We start from the raw sequence: 15,229 nt of genomic DNA, 5'->3' as shown, positions 1-15,229 counted from the left end.
CGGCCAGTCCGCCGATGGGGTTGCCGGACCCGGGGTTGACGTTGACCGAGGTGACGCCACCGGCGAGGGCGTCGTCGAACCCGGGGTCAAACGGGTTGACCGCGTCCAGTGCCCGGACGCCCGCCGTGACCGGGTCGGTCATCTCGTTGGTGTCGTCCCCGGCCCAGCCCTCGCCCTCCTCATGGGTGCCCAGGTGCACGTGCGCGTCCACGAAGCCCGGAAGAAGCCACTTTCCGGCGGCATCGAGGACGTCGGCCCCCTCCGGAGCAGTCACGTCCGCTCCCAGCGCGGAAATGGTCCCGTTCTCGATGACGACGGTTCCGTCGAAGGGTTCGCCTTCGATCGGTACGACGTGGGCGTTGATGATTGCTGTCACAGTCATGGATATAGACCTTTCGCCGGTGGTGGGGGTCACAGTCAAACTTACCGTCTGCCTACACTGATTCGATGATGCAACGATCTGCCCTGATTACCGGTGCGGGACGCTCCGCGGGAATCGGCGCCGGAATTGCCCGGGCACTTGCGGCGGAAGGCTGGGACCTCGCGCTTTCCTACTGGCACCCCTATGACCAGCGGGTCAATTCCACCGAGGACCCGTACGCCGAGCTGCGGGACCTCGCGGCGGAACTCGAGGCGATCGGATCCCGGGTGATGCTCCTTCCCGCGGACCTTGAACAGCCCGGGACGCCCGATGTCCTCATCCGGAACGCCGCGGAACTCGGGCCCCTCTCCGGGCTGGTGCTCTCGCACGCTGAGAGCGTTGACTCGTCCATCCTCGACACGACCGTCGAGAGCTTCGACCGGCACTTCGCCGTGAATGTCCGCGCTGCCTGGCAGCTCATCCGCGCCTTTGCGCAGCAGTGCCCCGACGACGGCGGCGCTATCGTCGCGCTGACCAGCGACCACACCGTGCACAACCTTCCCTACGGTGCTTCCAAGGGTGCCCTTGACCGGATTGTCATTGCGGCGGCGCGCGAGCTGGGGGAGCGGAAGATCAGTTCCAACGTGCTGAATCCGGGCCCGGTGGACACCGGCTGGATGACCGACGGGGTGCGGGAGGCGCTTACGGCCCAGCAGCCGACCGGAAGGCTGGGGACGCCAGCCGACGTCGCTGCCGTCGTGGCGTTCCTCCTGTCATCCCCCGGGCGGTGGATCAGCGGACAATTGATCAAGGCCGACGGCGGGTTCTCAGCGTCCTGACTTCGTCCGGCATACGATTCCTGTATGACCGCCGGAATTCTCCTCGCCGTGTGCCGAGTCCACGCCCTTCTGCCGACCCGGGACTCCACCGGTGTGACGGCAATCGACAAGCGCCCGGCGGAGGGGCCGGTGAAGGTCCATTCGCTCGGGCTGACCGGTGACATCCAGGCAAGCCGCAAACACCACGGCGGCCCGTCCAAGGCTCTGTACGCCTACTCCCAGGAGGACGCCGATTTCTGGTCGGCTGAACTGGGCCGGGACATGGCGCCGGGCAGGTTCGGCGAGAACCTCCGGGTTGCCGGGATCGAGGCCACGCAGGCCGTGATCGGCGAGCAGTGGCGCATTGGCGAGGTGCTCCTCGAAGTCACCGAACCGCGCACGCCCTGCATGAACTTCGCACGCTATCTCGGGGAGCCCGACTGGGTGAAGCGCTTCACTGCGGAAGGCAGGGTCGGCACGTACCTGAGCGTGCGCAGGGGCGGGCAGATCAAGGCGGGGGACGCCGTCGTCGTCGTGCACCGGCCGGAGCACGGGGTGACCATCGGCCAGCTTTTCGCGGGCCTGACGGTGGAGCAGGCGGGGCGGCTGCAGGATGCGTACGACGGCGGTGCGCAGCTCACTCCGGACGTCCGCCGGGCCCTCGCAAGGGCCCGGCAGGTGCCCGCCTGACCCAGGCAGGCACCTTTGCATGTGCTCAGCGGCGACTGAACTTCAGCGCCGGCTGAACCGCGTCCTCAGCGGACGGAGCCGGGCTTCGACCGGCGGCGGGGGAGCCAGGGCCGGGGACGCGTGTCGATTTCGCTCGGCAGGGCCGTCTCGATGCGGTCGTCCACCTGGTCACCGAAATGCTCGCTGAAGTTCTCCGACAGCTGCACGGTGACGCTTTCACCGATCTCACGCTCGAGTTCCTCACGGCGCTGCCGCCGCTCGGCACGCACCAGCAGCTGATGCTCGGCGTTCAGGGCTTTGTAGAGCGAAATGCACATCCCGATGATGACCACGCTGATCGGCAGTGCCGTGAGGATGGACCCGGTCTGCAGGGCGGCCAGACCGCCGGCCAGCAGCAGGGCGATAGCGAGGGCGCCTTCCAGCGCGGCCCAGAGTACGCGGCTCCACTTCGGAGGATCGGTCAGGCCGCCCGAGGCGAGCATGTCCACCACCAGCGAACCGGAGTCGGAGGAGGTGATGAAGAAGATGGCCACCAGTGCCACGGCGATGACGGAGAGCACTCCGCCCAGGGGCAGCCCTTCCAGAAGGTTGAACAGCACCTCTTCGGACACGATGCCCTCTTCAGGATCGAACAATCCGCCGTTGCCGTCCGCAAACGCGCGGTCGATCGCCGTCCCGCCCATCACCGCGAACCAGATGAAGCTCACCATCGACGGGACGAGCAGAACGCCCAGGACAAACTCGCGGACGGTGCGGCCGCGGGAGATGCGCGCGATGAACAGACCCACGAACGGCGCCCAGGACATCCACCAGCCCCAGTAGAAGACGGTCCAGAAGCCCTGCCATTCCCGGCCCGCCTCGCCGGCGAACGCGCTTGAGTCGAAGGACAGGCCGATGACGTTCTGAAGGTAGCCGCCAACGGACTGCACGAACTCACGGAACAGGAAGAGGGTGGGACCGAGCAGCAGCACGGAGACCAGGAAGACGGCGGCCATTCCGAGGTTGATGTTCGACAGCCACTTGATGCCCTTGCCGATCCCGCTGACGACGGACAGGATCGCAATGAAGGTAATCACGATGATGAGGCCCACCAGCAGCGCGTCGGTGGATTCACCGAAAGCCCCGAGGTGCACCAGGCCCGCAGCGATCTGCTGTACGCCGAGGCCCAGTGAGGTGGCTACGCCGAAAACAGTTCCCACAATCGCGATGATGTCGATAACATCACCGGCACGGCCCTTTACCCGGTCACCGAGCAACGGTTCCAGGGCCCACCGGATGGACACCGGCCGTCCCTTGCGGTGGATGGCGTAGGCGAGCGAGAGCCCCACGACGGCGTAGATCGCCCAGGCGTGGAAACCCCAGTGCAGGTAGGTCTGGGTCATTGCGGCATTGGCGAGCTCGCGGGCATCGCCTTCGACGCCGGGCTTGGGATTGACAAAGAACGTCAGCGGCTCAGCGGCCCCCCAGAAAACCAGGCCGATCCCCATGCCGGCGGCAAACAGCATGGCAAACCAGGAAAGCAGTTTGAACTCCGGTTCGCCGTCATCCTTGCCCAGCTTGATATCTCCGAAGCGGCTGACGCCCATCCAGACGGCGAAGACCACAAAGCCCGCCACAGCCAGCAGATAGTACGGACCGAACACAGAGACCACGCCGGTCTGGGCGGCGGACAGCACTTCGCCGGTTGGTTCCGGGAGAATGATGGCGGTCAGGGCGGCAGCCAGGATGATGATGAGCGCGGGCCAGAAGATGCGCGGCGCAGGGATGAAACCGTGGGTCGCCGTTCCCCCTGGGGCGCCCTTCGAACTCTTGGAGGTCTTGTTTTCAGGAGGTGCACTCATGAGTGTTCCTTTGGTTGGGGGTTGCGGACGGTTTGGTCCATGCTGTCAGCGGTCAGGGGCGTAAATCAAGAAATGCCGCGGGCGATCGGGGGCTGTGCGCAGGCTCACGTGCTGATTGGCGCTCCGCGGCACAGGCTGCGGAGCCCGGTAGGGTACACTGGAAACATCCCCCACACCGGTTTTCCCTTGATTCCTGCCCTGTAGAGGCATGGATTGGTTGTGTTGGGGCCCGCTGCGAATAGGCAAGCGGGCAGATTCATTCAGGGAGTGCCGGTCTCAGAGCATTGCTCTTCACCGCTGTGATAGCGGCCGGAGAAGGAATGCATGGTCCAGCCGCGGGATTGAAACAGCACTGGATCCCTGTTCATACGGCTCATCTCAGCCGTCCGGCTCCCTAGCGAAGGTCAACTTCCCCATGCCTGAAAACCTGCCCGCAGACACCCTCGAATCCGAGACCCCCGACATCACGTTCGCCGACTTCAACCTCGACGGGCGCGTGCTTGCCGCACTGTCCGACGTCGGCTACGAAAAGCCCTCTCCCATCCAGGCAGCCACCATTCCGGCCCTGCTGGAAGGGCGCGACGTCGTCGGGCTGGCCCAGACCGGTACCGGCAAGACCGCCGCGTTCGCCATTCCTGCTCTCTCAAAGATGGCCGAGCTCGCCGATCTGAACGGTCCCGCGAAGTTCACCCAGGTCCTGGTCCTCGCACCGACCCGTGAACTCGCGCTCCAGGTCGCGGAGGCGTTTGCCTCCTACGCCAAGCACATCGACAACTTCACCGTGCTGCCGGTCTACGGCGGATCCGCCTACGGCCCGCAGCTGGCAGGCCTGCGCCGCGGCGCGCAGGTTGTGGTCGGTACCCCGGGACGCGTGATCGACCACCTGTCAAAGGGATCGCTCGACCTGTCCAACCTGCAGTACCTCGTGCTCGATGAGGCAGACGAGATGCTGCGCATGGGCTTCGCCGACGACGTGGAGCAGATTCTCGCAGGAACCCCGGAGGACAAGCAGGTTGCGCTGTTCTCGGCGACCATGCCGAGCGCCATCCGCCGGATCGCGCAGAAGTACCTGAACAACCCGCAGGAAATCACGGTCAAGTCCAAGACCACCACCGGCGCCAACACCCGGCAGCGGTTCCTGCAGGTGATGGGCCCGCACAAGCTCGACGCGATGACCCGCATCCTTGAGGTCGAGGACTTCGACGGAATCATCGCCTTCGTGCGCACCAAGATGGCCACTGAAGACCTGGCGGACAAGTTGCGTTCCCGGGGCTTCCAGGCTGCCGCCATCAACGGTGACATCCCGCAGCAGCAGCGTGAGCGCACCATCGAGGCGCTGCGCGACGGCAAGATCGACATCCTTGTGGCCACGGACGTCGCAGCCCGCGGCCTCGATGTCGAGCGGATCTCCCTCGTGGTCAACTACGACATCCCGCATGACACCGAGTCCTACGTGCACCGCATCGGCCGCACCGGCCGTGCCGGCCGCTCGGGTGACGCGATCCTCTTCATCACGCCGCGTGAGAAGTACCTGCTGCGTTCCATTGAGAAGGCAACGCGCCAGCCGGTCGAGCAGATGCACCTGCCCTCCACCGAGACGGTCAACGAACTGCGCCTGAACAAGTTCGCTGAGCGCATCACGGAAACCCTCGCCACCGAGGATGTCTCGATCTTCCGCGACCTGATCTCCAACTACGAGAACGAGCACAACGTTCCGGCCGCCGAGATTGCCGCTGCACTTGCCGTGATGGCGCAGGGCGGCAACCCGATCCTGGTCAAGGACCTCCCGCAGGCTCCGGTCGGCCAGAAGGAGCGCGCAGGCGGACGGAAGGACGCGTTCGGGTCCCGCGGGCCCACGCGCACCCTCACCGAGGGAAATGCCACCTACCGCATCGCCGTCGGCCGTCGCCAGCGCGTGATGCCCGGCTCCATTGTCGGTGCCATTGCCAACGAGGGCGGACTGTCGTCGTCGCAGATCGGCGGGATTGACATCCGCGCGGACCACACCCTGGTTGAGCTCCCCGCAGAGCTCTCCAAGGACCAGTGGCGCGCGCTGTCCAAGACCCGCATCGGCGGCGAACTGATCCACCTCGAACTGGACAAGGGCCGCAAGCCCAACCGCGAGCGCCCTGCCGGAGACTTCAAGAAACCGCACCGCAAGGGCGGCGAAGGCTTCCGCAGCGACCGCGGGCACGACGGCGGCTACCGCGCGGAGCGCTCGCACGATGACTCCCGTGGGGGAGACTTCCGTCACGACCGCTCGGCTGCCTCGGATGACCGCAAGCCGCGCCACAAGAAGGGTGCCGGCGCCGGTACCGGGCGCCGCGAGAAGTGGTGATTGCAGGCGCTCTCTAGTGCCATGAAACGACGCCGGCGTTCCGCAGTTGCGGGAGGCCGGCGTCGTCGTTTCCGGGGTCGGGAAAGCAAGCGGAAAGCGCCCCGGAAGCCGATTTTTCAGCACGCGTTTTAACTGGTAAAGTTTTCTGCTGTTGCCCCCCTAGCTCAGTGGTAGAGCGCGTTCTTGGTAAGAACGAGGTCACCGGATCGATTCCGGTGGGGGGCTCTCAAATGGGAGGCCCGCTGCAGATCGTAAGATTGAATGCGGGCAGTCTCATTTGTGGCGGTGTAGCTCAGCTGGTTAGAGCGCACGACTCATAATCGTGAGGTCGCGGGATCGAGTCCCGCCACCGCTACAGGTAGCAGGCCGGCGGCTCATTCAGGAGCTGCCGGCCTGTTGTTTTTCTCCGGGTATAGCTGCCCGGGGACGGGCTGGCAGCGGGATCTGATCAGCCTCCTTATAGTATGGTCGCGAGGCATCCCGACAGGACAGGAACCATGACTGACAACGATTCAGCCTGGGGACCGGGCGAAAACCCGGAAGATTTTCCAACCCGCGCAAGCAGGCGCCGCTCGGGCCGCGAGCCCGGCACCGGACCCATTTCCGAGGTTCCCCGGTTTGCCGACCGGTTGTCACCGGCTCCGCAGGCGCCGCCCGTGCAGCAGGAGAGCGCAGCCGAGGACACCGTCCAGCGCCAGGTGCTCGATATCCGGTTCGACGAATCAGCCCACGGCATCCGCACCATGTCGGTTCCCGTAGTCCTTCCCGAGCAGGCACCGGCCGCCGAGCTGCCGCAGATGCCCGTATCCGCCCCGTCCAGAGCATCATCCGCCCCGTCCAGCGCATCGGAGGACAGGATGCAGCCCGAAACCCGAACCGGTACAACGACGGCCGTTGCCTCTGCATCCACCGCACCCGCCGACCCGCCGCGGCAGGCCCGCCGGCAGGAGACAGCGGGAGGCCGGCGTCGGTCCTTCCTGGCCCCGGACAACGGCACCGTGCCCGCTGAGACCGGGTTCCGGGGGCTGCTGTCCCGGATAGGGATCCGGGTGGGGCCCTCGAAGAAGGAGCTGACCACGCGCGCGCACACCCGTGCCGTCAGCCAGCACTGGCCCGGCCCACGCACCGTGTCCGTGGTGAACGGCAAGGGCGGCGCCAACAAGACGCCCACCACTGTGATGCTCGCCGCCGTCTTCGCCCGGAACGGCGGGGGACCGGTACTCGCCTGGGACAACAATGAAACCCGCGGCACCCTGGGATGGCGTACCGAACAGGGCCCGCACAACTCCTCGGTGATGGACCTCCTGCCGGAGACCAACCAGTTGCTGGCGCCGTCGGCGCAGTCGGCGCTGCTCGCCCGGTACGTGCACCACCAGACCGAAGACAAGTATGACGTCCTGCGGTCGAAGCCGGACGTGCTCGCCTCGGAACAGAAAGTCACCGCAGACGATTTCGATGCCCTCCACGAGGTGGCGTCCAAGTACTTCCGCCTGAACTTCGTCGACTCCGGTAACGACGAAACCGCGGAACGCTGGCTGCGGATGATCCACCACACAGACCAGCTGGTCATCGCCACCACCACTCTCGAGGAGCACGCGGAGGCTGGAGCCCTGCTGCTCGAGGCGCTGCGCGCACGGGGCGGGAAGTACGCGGAACTGTCACAGAACGCCGTCGTCATTGTCAGCCAGTCCGACAAGAACGGAACCGCCGCACAGGCACAGCACATCGCGGACGGTTTTACGCAGCTTGCCCGCAGTGCCGTCACCATCCCGTATGACGTTGCGCTGCTGAAGGGGCGGATCCGGTGGGGTGCGCTGAAGCCGGCCACCCAGGCCGCCTGGCTGGCGGCGGCTGCCGCAGTGGCGGACGGACTCTAGATAGTCAGGTTGCTTAGCAGTTTCGTTGTTCCTACGCTGGAGTAGTACGCAACGGAATGGAGGAAGCATGACTATGCACGATATTTCCGGAAAGAAAGTGGCCTTCCTGCTCACGGACGGTGTGGAACAGGTTGAGCTCACCAGCCCCTGGGAAGCGGTGAAGGGTGCCGGCGGAGTGCCGACGCTGGTTGCTCCCAGCGAGGGCACCGTCCAGGGCTTCAACGGCACCGACAAGGCGGATACGTTCCCGGTGGACCTGACCCTTGACCAGGCGAAGGCCGGGGACTTTGATGCGCTGGTCCTGCCGGGCGGCGTGGTCAACGCCGATCATCTGCGGGTGGACAAGGACGCACAGGCCTTTGCCCGGGGTTTCTTTGAGCAGCACAAGCCCGTGGCTGCAATCTGCCACGCCCCCTGGCTGCTCATCGAAGCCGGTGTGGTCAGCGGCCGGTCGATGACCTCGTACCACACGCTCGAAACGGACCTCCGGAACGCCGGTGCCGAATGGACCGATGATGAGGTGGTCGTGGATGCGGGCTTCGTGACCAGCCGCAACCCCGATGACCTGCCGGCCTTCAACGACAAGGTTCTCGAGGAGATCGCCGAGGGGCCGCACGAGGGCCAGACAGCCTAACCCCTTGTTGGAAGTTTTTGTCGCCTATCTGCCCTTATGAGCCGGTTTTAGCAGCAGATAGGCGACAAAAACTTTAATCACGACGGCGGCCGCCTCCCTGCGGTGTGACGTTTTTCTCCTCAACATATTGGGAGCTCCCCTCCAGGTTCGGTTAGGCTTACCTTTGTTCAGTACGCCTGCGGCCCTCGCCGCTACCACCAGGAGTCCCCACCATGCCCCGACCCAAGCTCCTTGCTGCCTGCACCGCGATCATGGTGCCCGCGCTGGCCCTCTCGGGCTGCGGTGTCCTTGGCATCGGAAAGGCTCCAGCGGACCTGCAGATCTACACGGCCCGCCACTATGACCTCGAGGGCGCGTTCGGCCAGTTCACCGAAGAAACCGGGATCTCCGTCGAGTTCATCACCGGCGACGACGCCGAACTGCTCGAGCGCCTCAAGGCCGAGGGCAGCGACACCCCCGCGGACGTCTTCATGACCGTGGACGCCGGAAACCTCTGGAACGCCGCACGCCAGGACGTACTCGCCCCGACAAGCTCCGCAGCATTGGACGAGGCCGTACCCGAAGACCTGCGGGATCCCGAGGGGCAGTGGTACGGGCTCGCCATGCGGGCACGCACCCTCACCTACAACCCGGACAATGTGGACCCGGCCGAGTTCGACGCCGAGGAGAGCTACGCCGGCCTGGCGGATCCCAAGTGGAACGGCCGGCTGTGCATGCGCGACGCCACCTCCTCCTACACCCAGTCCCTGGTGGCGAGCCTCATCGACCTGCACGGCCGGGACCGGGCGCTGGAAATCGTTGAAGGCTGGATGGCCAATAACGTGGACATCATGAGCAATGACGTCCTGCTCCTGGAAGCCATCGACGCCGGCGCCTGCGACGTCGGAATCAACAACCACTACTATCTCGCCCGCACGCTGGAAGAGAACCCGGACCTCTCCGTGGACCTGTACTGGGCCAGCCAGGAGGGCGCCGGCACCCACGTGAACATTTCCGGTGCTGGAATCGTCGCCGATTCCGACAACGCGGCGCAGGCCCAGCAGCTCATCGAATGGCTGGCGACCACGGGGCAGAACGCCTTCGTCGACGCAAACCACGAGTTCCCCGTGAACCCGGCCGCCGAACCTGAGCCCGTCATCGCGGAGTTCGGCGAGTTCGAGCGCATGCCGCTGAACGCCGAGGCGTACGGCGACCTCAATGCGGAAGCGATCGACGTCCTCGCAGAGGCCGGCTACAAGTGAGTGAAACGGCTGTCCTGGTAGATGCGGGTGTATCCGGCCCGCGCCGGCGCCTGCTGACCGGGAACGGCCGTCCGATGTGGTCGGCCGCCGTGCTGCTGGCCGCAGCCCTGGTGGTCACGCCCGTGGCCGCGGTCGTGATTGATGGCCTCGGCAGCCTGAACTCGGGCAGCCTCCCGCAGGACATCGGTCCGATGATCGTGACCACCGTGCTCCTGATGGGCGGTGTAGGCCTCAGCACCCTCCTGATCGGCGGAGGACTTGCCTGGCTGGTGACGGCGCATGACTTCCCCCTGCGGAACCTGCTTTCGTGGGCCCTTGTGCTGCCCCTTGCCATGCCCGCGTACATCCTCGGCTTCGTGTTCCTCTCCACCTTCGACGTCGGCGGTCCGGTACAGGGCATGCTGCGCACCGTGCTCGGTCCCGGCGCCTGGCTCCCCGGTGTGCGGACCCTTGCCGGCGCCGTGGTGGTGATGTCACTGACCCTCTACCCCTACGTGTACCTCCTGGCGCGTTCGGCGCTCGTCGAGCAGAGCGCAACAACGTACGACGCCGCCCGCACCCTTGGTGCCGGACGTTCACGCGCGCTGTGGCGGGTGGTGGTTCCCATGGCCCGCCCATCACTCGCCGCGGCCCTCGCCCTGGTCATGATGGAGACCCTGACGGACTTCGCGACGGTGCAGTACTTCAACGTGCAGACGGTCTCCGTGGGCGTCTACCTCGTCTGGAAGGGCAGCTTCGACTTCCACGCCGCAACCCAGCTGTCGGTGCTGGTGCTCGTGTTCGCTGTTGCCGTGCTCGCCGGTGAACGTCTCCTGCGCGGCCGGTCCCGGTTCCACCAGAAGCCCGGCCGGGGCGAGGGACTCAAGTCCAGAAGACTCACCGGCTGGCGCGGGTGGGCGGCGGCACTGGCCTGCCTCAGCGTCCTTGGAGCCGGTTTCATCCTCCCGGTTGCCCAGCTGGCCGGCTGGGCTGTGGGCGAGGCCGCCGGCGGTTCGGAACCGCTGCTTGACCCCCGTTTTGTCGAGTATCTCGTGAACAGCGTGACCGTTGCGTCATTGGCCGCGCTGGTGTGCGCCGCGCTCGCGCTCACCATCGGGCACGCCCAGCGCCTCGGCGGCGGGCCGCTGGTGGCCGTCGCCGCGCAGGCAACCACCTTCGGCTATGCCGTCCCCGGTGCGGTGATCGGAATCGGCGTGCTCATTGCTTTTGCCCGGGTGGATGAATGGCTGGAACTTGCCGGCGTCCCCGGGGGTACGGGCCTGCTGGTGACCGGCTCTGTTGCGGGCATTCTCTGTGCCTACGTGGTGCGCTTCATCGCTCCGGCCCACCAGGCCGTCGACGCGAGCTTCGCGAAGATCTCACCGGCGCTGACGTTCTCCGCGCTCAGCCTTGGGTCCACCCCGCGCCGGCTCCTGACCCGCGTCCACCTCCCGCTGGCCCGGCGAGGTGCTGCGGTGGCACTGGTGCTGGTGGCGATTGACGCGGTCAAGGAGCTGCCGATCGTCCTGCTCCTCCGGCCGTTCGGTTTTACCACCATCTCCGTCTGGGTCTACGAGCTCGCCCGGGAGAATTTCTGGGAGAAGGCGGCGCTGCCCGCCCTGGGTATCGTCGCCGTCGCTGTGATTCCGGTGTACTTCCTGTTCCGGCGGTCCGCCGGGCTCAAGGCCGGGGCGGTGACTCATGACCAGTGACTTCAACGGCACCCGCCCGCCCGCTTTGACGCTGGCCGGGGTAAGCCGCCGCTACGGAGGGGTCCACGCAGCCACGTCGCTGGACCTGACAGTCACCCCCGGCGAAATGGTTACCGTGATCGGACCGTCCGGATGCGGAAAATCGACGATGCTCCGCATGATCGCCGGCCTCGAACGCCCGGACTCCGGCATCATCACGATCGCCGGAGAGGTGGTCGCGGACCGCCGTCGCTACCAGGAACCTGAGCGCCGCCGCGTCGGCCTGGTCTTCCAGGAACACGCACTGTTTCCCAACCTGACCGTCGCGAAGAACGTCGCCTTCGGACTGAACCGGCTGCCCTCCCGGGAGCGGCAGAAACGCGTCGCTGAGGTCCTGGAACTGGTCCGGCTCGGCCATCTGGCCGCCCGCTACCCACACGAACTGTCCGGAGGCGAGCAGCAGCGGGTAGCCCTGGCGCGCGCCCTGGCGCCCCGCCCCGCCGTCGTGCTCCTGGATGAACCTTTCTCCAGCCTCGACGAGACCCTCCGCGGGAGGGTCCGCGCGGACATCGTCGCAGTGCTCCAGGAAACCGGCACCACCAGCCTGCTGGTCACCCACGACCAGACGGAAGCACTGTCCGTGGGGGACCGGGTGGTGGTGATGCGGGACGGCGCCATCGAGCAGGCCGACACCCCGGAGAAGGTCTTCGAACAGCCCTCGACCCGCTTTGTGGCTTCCTTCATGGGGGATGCGGATTTCCTGCCGGCGAATGTCCACAACGCGCTGCTGACCTGCGAAATCGGGGTGGTCTCCACGGTGCCGGGGTGGGCCAACTGTGACGTCAACGTCGACGTGGTGCTCAGGCCCCACGAAGTTGCACTCGCCCATGATCCGGCCGCAACGGCACGGGTCATCTCCCAGGAGTACCGCGGCGCCTTTGTGCTGCACTACATCCGTCTGGCCTCCGGCCGCACCCTGCGATCCTGGCAGCCGCATCACATCCGCTACGCGCCCGGCACCCCGGTCAATGTGACCGTCGCGGCCGGAACATCCCCGACGCTGCTGGTCGATGACCGCGCCGTCACCGAGCCGCCTGTCGGCACCGCCGGCCGCCCCACCCAGCCGCCGGCGCCGTCCCCCATCACCGTACTGAGGTAATCCCGTGTCGATCATCACCACCAGCAGGCCGCTGGATGCCCCGCCCCGGTCCGTCGGTTTTGCCGCAACGCTGGCGCGCTTCAACGATGCCCCGGCCATCGTCACGGAGACCGAAACGATCAGTTACCGGCAACTGGCCCAGCGCGTGGAAGCGGTCGCGGACCGTCTTGGCACCGAACGGCGGCTGGTCCTGCTGAGCGCAACCAACGACGTCGACTGCCTCGTCGCGTACCTGGCAGCGCTGTCCGGCGGCCACCCGGTGATCCTGGTGCCGGGAGACAAACCGTCCGCACCGGAAGCGATCCGGGCCGCGTTTGACCCCGACGTCATTCTGGCGGCGGGGGACGGCAACGGGCGGCCGCACATCCGGGAGATCCGTCCGATCAGTGCGCATGACCTGCATCCCGATCTCGCCCTCCTCCTGAGCACCTCCGGCTCGACGGGCTCACCGAAGCTGGTGCGGCTCTCTCACCGGAACCTGGAAGCGAACGCGGCGTCCATCGCCGAATACCTGCGGATCTCGCCGCAGGACCGGGCGGTCACCACGCTGCCGCTGTCCTACTGTTACGGATTGTCCGTTCTCAACAGCCACCTGCTCACCGGGGCGTCGGTGGTACTCACCGACCTGTCCGTGGTGGACCCCTGCTTCTGGGAGCTGTTCCGCAGCACGGAAGCCACCACCTTCGCCGCCGTGCCCTACACCTTCGACCTGCTCGAGCGCGTGGGTTTTGCGGACATGGAACTGCCGCACCTGCGCTACGTGACGCAGGCGGGCGGTCGGCTGGCACCGGAACAGGTGCGGCGGTACGCCGAACTCGGCCGCAGGCGCGGCTGGGACCTGTTCGTCATGTACGGCCAGACGGAGGCCACCGCGCGGATGGCCTACCTGCCGCCGGGCCTGGCCGCCGAGCAACCCGCCCGGATCGGCGTTCCCGTCCCGGGCGGGGCCTTCCGGATCGACCCGGTGGACGGGCTCGACGACGGCGAACTCGTCTACACCGGTCCCAACGTCATGCTGGGGTACGCGGAGAAGCCGGAGGACCTCGGCTCCGGCCGCACCGTCCATGAGCTGCGGACCGGCGACCTGGCACGCCGCCATGCCGACGGCCTGTACGAGGTGGTGGGGCGGCGCAGCCGGTTCATCAAGATCGCAGGACTACGCGTGGACCTCGGCCGCGTGGAGCAGATTCTGGCGGACCTCGGTGTGCAGGCGGTGTGCGCCGGCACGGACGAGCGGCTGGTCATCGCCGTCCAGGGCGCCCATGATCCCGGCCTGCTCAGGAAGATGCTGGCTCCGGACCTGGGGGTTCCCCGCGGGGCACTGCACATGTATGCCGTGGACCAGATCCCGCGGCTCAGCAACGGCAAACCGGATTACCAGGCAGTGCTGGCCCTTGCGGAGCCTGCCCCCGTTCCGCAGGAGACCGGCGGCCGGGCCGAAGGGCCGCAGGACGTCCGCACCATCCTGGCCGAACAGCTGGAGATCCCGGCGGTCGACGACGACAGCACCTTTGTTTCCCTCGGCGGCGACTCGCTGTCCTACGTGGCCACCTCGGTGCGCCTCGAGAAAGCCCTGGGCGCGCTCCCGGCCGACTGGCACCTCCGATCCGTCGCCGAACTCGAAGCAGGCGCTTCCGTGCGACGTCGGCGACGGCGGTTTGTTGCGCCCGTCGAAACGAGCATTGTGCTCCGCGCCGTGGCGATCATCCTGATCATCAGCACCCACATCGGCCTGTTTCACTGGGAAGGGACCGCGCACGTCCTGATGGCGGCAGCCGGCTACAACTTTGCGCGCTTCCAGCTGCAGGGGGAACGGGTACAGCGGCTACGGCGCCAGATGACCAGCATCGGCCGCATTGTTCTGCCGAGTATGGCGCTGATCGCGGTGGGCTACGTCATCACCGACCACTACAGCATTGCCAATATCTTCCTGCTGAACGCCATCCTCGGCCCCCAGGAAGTCACTCCGGAATGGCATTTCTGGTTTGTTGAGGTCCTGGTCTATCTCCTGGTCTGCGCGGTCGCGTTGCTGGCGATTCCGCAGCTTTCGCAGCTGGAGCGGCGGTTCCCCTTCGGATTCCCGCTGGGCCTTGCCGCCCTCGGGCTCCTGACCCGTTTCAACATCGTTGACCTCGACCTCCCGAATACGGCCCCCGCGCTCTGGCTCTTTGCCCTCGGCTGGGCAGTTGCGCAGGCTAGGACCGCAGCCCACCGCCTACTGATCACCGTCGTCGTGCTGGCCTGCGTCCCCGGCTTCTTCTTCGGCGACCTGCTGCGCGAAATAACGCTCCTGACCGGGATGCTGCTGCTGGTGTGGCTGCGCACCCTGCCCGTACCGCGCGGACTGCAGCGGATCACAGCGGTGCTGGCCGGCGCATCCCTGTATATCTACCTCACGCACTGGCTGGTCTTCCCCCATCTGGAAAGCATGCACCCCGGGGTGGCTGTGGCAGCTTCCCTCGTTGCCGGAGTGCTGTACTGGGCGATGGTCATGCGCGTGCCGGGCCTGTTCCGTCGCTGCACCGCGTGGCAGCGCCGGGAGGCGGTACTCGCGCTCGACAGTGCCGGGCACCGTCAGGGACCGGTTCGATAGGGTGGAA

At 66.6% G+C, this 15,229-nt stretch carries 10 protein-coding genes, 2 tRNA genes and 1 pseudogene; 11 read left to right on the top strand and 2 right to left on the bottom strand.

Going from position 1 to position 15,229, the window contains the following annotated elements; translation table 11 throughout:
- Positions 1 to 382: pseudogene (locus tag X803_RS22350) on the bottom strand (amidohydrolase); the annotation flags it as partial.
- Between the two features lie 65 nt (positions 383 to 447).
- Here X803_RS22350 and X803_RS0114615 point away from each other — a divergent pair.
- Both X803_RS0114615 and X803_RS0114610 read left to right on the top strand, forming a co-directional pair.
- A complete protein-coding gene (locus tag X803_RS0114615; protein WP_026545707.1) occupies positions 448 to 1,200 on the top strand; it encodes an SDR family oxidoreductase in 753 nt (250 codons plus the stop codon).
- Positions 1,201 to 1,224: 24 nt separating this feature from the next.
- The gene (locus tag X803_RS0114610; RefSeq protein WP_026545706.1) at positions 1,225 to 1,869 is read left to right on the top strand and encodes an MOSC domain-containing protein; all 645 of its coding nucleotides are present in this window, start codon (positions 1,225 to 1,227) and stop codon (positions 1,867 to 1,869) included.
- Between the two features lie 65 nt (positions 1,870 to 1,934).
- On the opposite strand, the gene X803_RS20310 is transcribed toward X803_RS0114610, so the two are convergent.
- The gene (locus tag X803_RS20310) at positions 1,935 to 3,710 is read right to left on the bottom strand and encodes a BCCT family transporter (protein WP_084033817.1); all 1,776 of its coding nucleotides are present in this window, start codon (positions 3,708 to 3,710) and stop codon (positions 1,935 to 1,937) included.
- 415 nt (positions 3,711 to 4,125) lie between these two features.
- Between X803_RS20310 and X803_RS20305 the strand changes: the two genes are divergently transcribed.
- From X803_RS20305 to X803_RS20295, 9 genes are all read left to right on the top strand, one after another.
- Positions 4,126 to 6,048 (top strand): DEAD/DEAH box helicase, encoded by a 1,923-nt coding sequence (locus tag X803_RS20305; protein ID WP_051470787.1) that lies wholly within the window; start codon positions 4,126 to 4,128, stop codon positions 6,046 to 6,048.
- A 153-nt stretch (positions 6,049 to 6,201) separates the two neighbouring features.
- Positions 6,202 to 6,273: transfer RNA gene (locus tag X803_RS0114595), tRNA-Thr, on the top strand.
- A gap of 56 nt (positions 6,274 to 6,329) precedes the next feature.
- A tRNA-Met gene (locus tag X803_RS0114590) sits at positions 6,330 to 6,403 on the top strand.
- 142 nt (positions 6,404 to 6,545) lie between these two features.
- A complete protein-coding gene (locus X803_RS0114585; RefSeq protein ID WP_026545705.1) occupies positions 6,546 to 7,925 on the top strand; it encodes a MinD/ParA family ATP-binding protein in 1,380 nt (459 codons plus the stop codon).
- A gap of 67 nt (positions 7,926 to 7,992) precedes the next feature.
- Positions 7,993 to 8,559, top strand: coding sequence for a type 1 glutamine amidotransferase domain-containing protein (locus tag X803_RS0114580; protein WP_026545704.1), 567 nt, complete (start codon positions 7,993 to 7,995; stop codon positions 8,557 to 8,559).
- 212 nt (positions 8,560 to 8,771) lie between these two features.
- Entirely contained in the window at positions 8,772 to 9,800 is a 1,029-nt protein-coding gene (locus X803_RS0114575; protein WP_026545703.1) for an extracellular solute-binding protein, read from the top strand.
- The gene (locus tag X803_RS20300) at positions 9,797 to 11,491 is read left to right on the top strand and encodes an ABC transporter permease (protein ID WP_051470786.1); all 1,695 of its coding nucleotides are present in this window, start codon (positions 9,797 to 9,799) and stop codon (positions 11,489 to 11,491) included. Before X803_RS0114575 ends, X803_RS20300 begins: the two co-directional genes overlap by 4 nt.
- The gene (locus X803_RS0114565) at positions 11,481 to 12,629 is read left to right on the top strand and encodes an ABC transporter ATP-binding protein (protein ID WP_026545702.1); all 1,149 of its coding nucleotides are present in this window, start codon (positions 11,481 to 11,483) and stop codon (positions 12,627 to 12,629) included. Before X803_RS20300 ends, X803_RS0114565 begins: the two co-directional genes overlap by 11 nt.
- Before the next feature lie 4 nt (positions 12,630 to 12,633).
- Positions 12,634 to 15,222, top strand: a complete 2,589-nt coding sequence (locus tag X803_RS20295) for an AMP-binding protein (protein ID WP_253907490.1) — start codon at positions 12,634 to 12,636, stop codon at positions 15,220 to 15,222.
- Positions 15,223 to 15,229 lie beyond the last annotated feature (7 nt).

Origin of the sequence: Arthrobacter sp. 35/47, assembly GCF_000520475.1 — a bacterium.
GTDB lineage: Bacteria > Actinomycetota > Actinomycetes > Actinomycetales > Micrococcaceae > Arthrobacter_D > Arthrobacter_D subterraneus.
The sequence above is the reverse complement of the archived record's forward strand: the minus strand, read 5'-3'. Positions and strand labels throughout refer to the sequence as shown.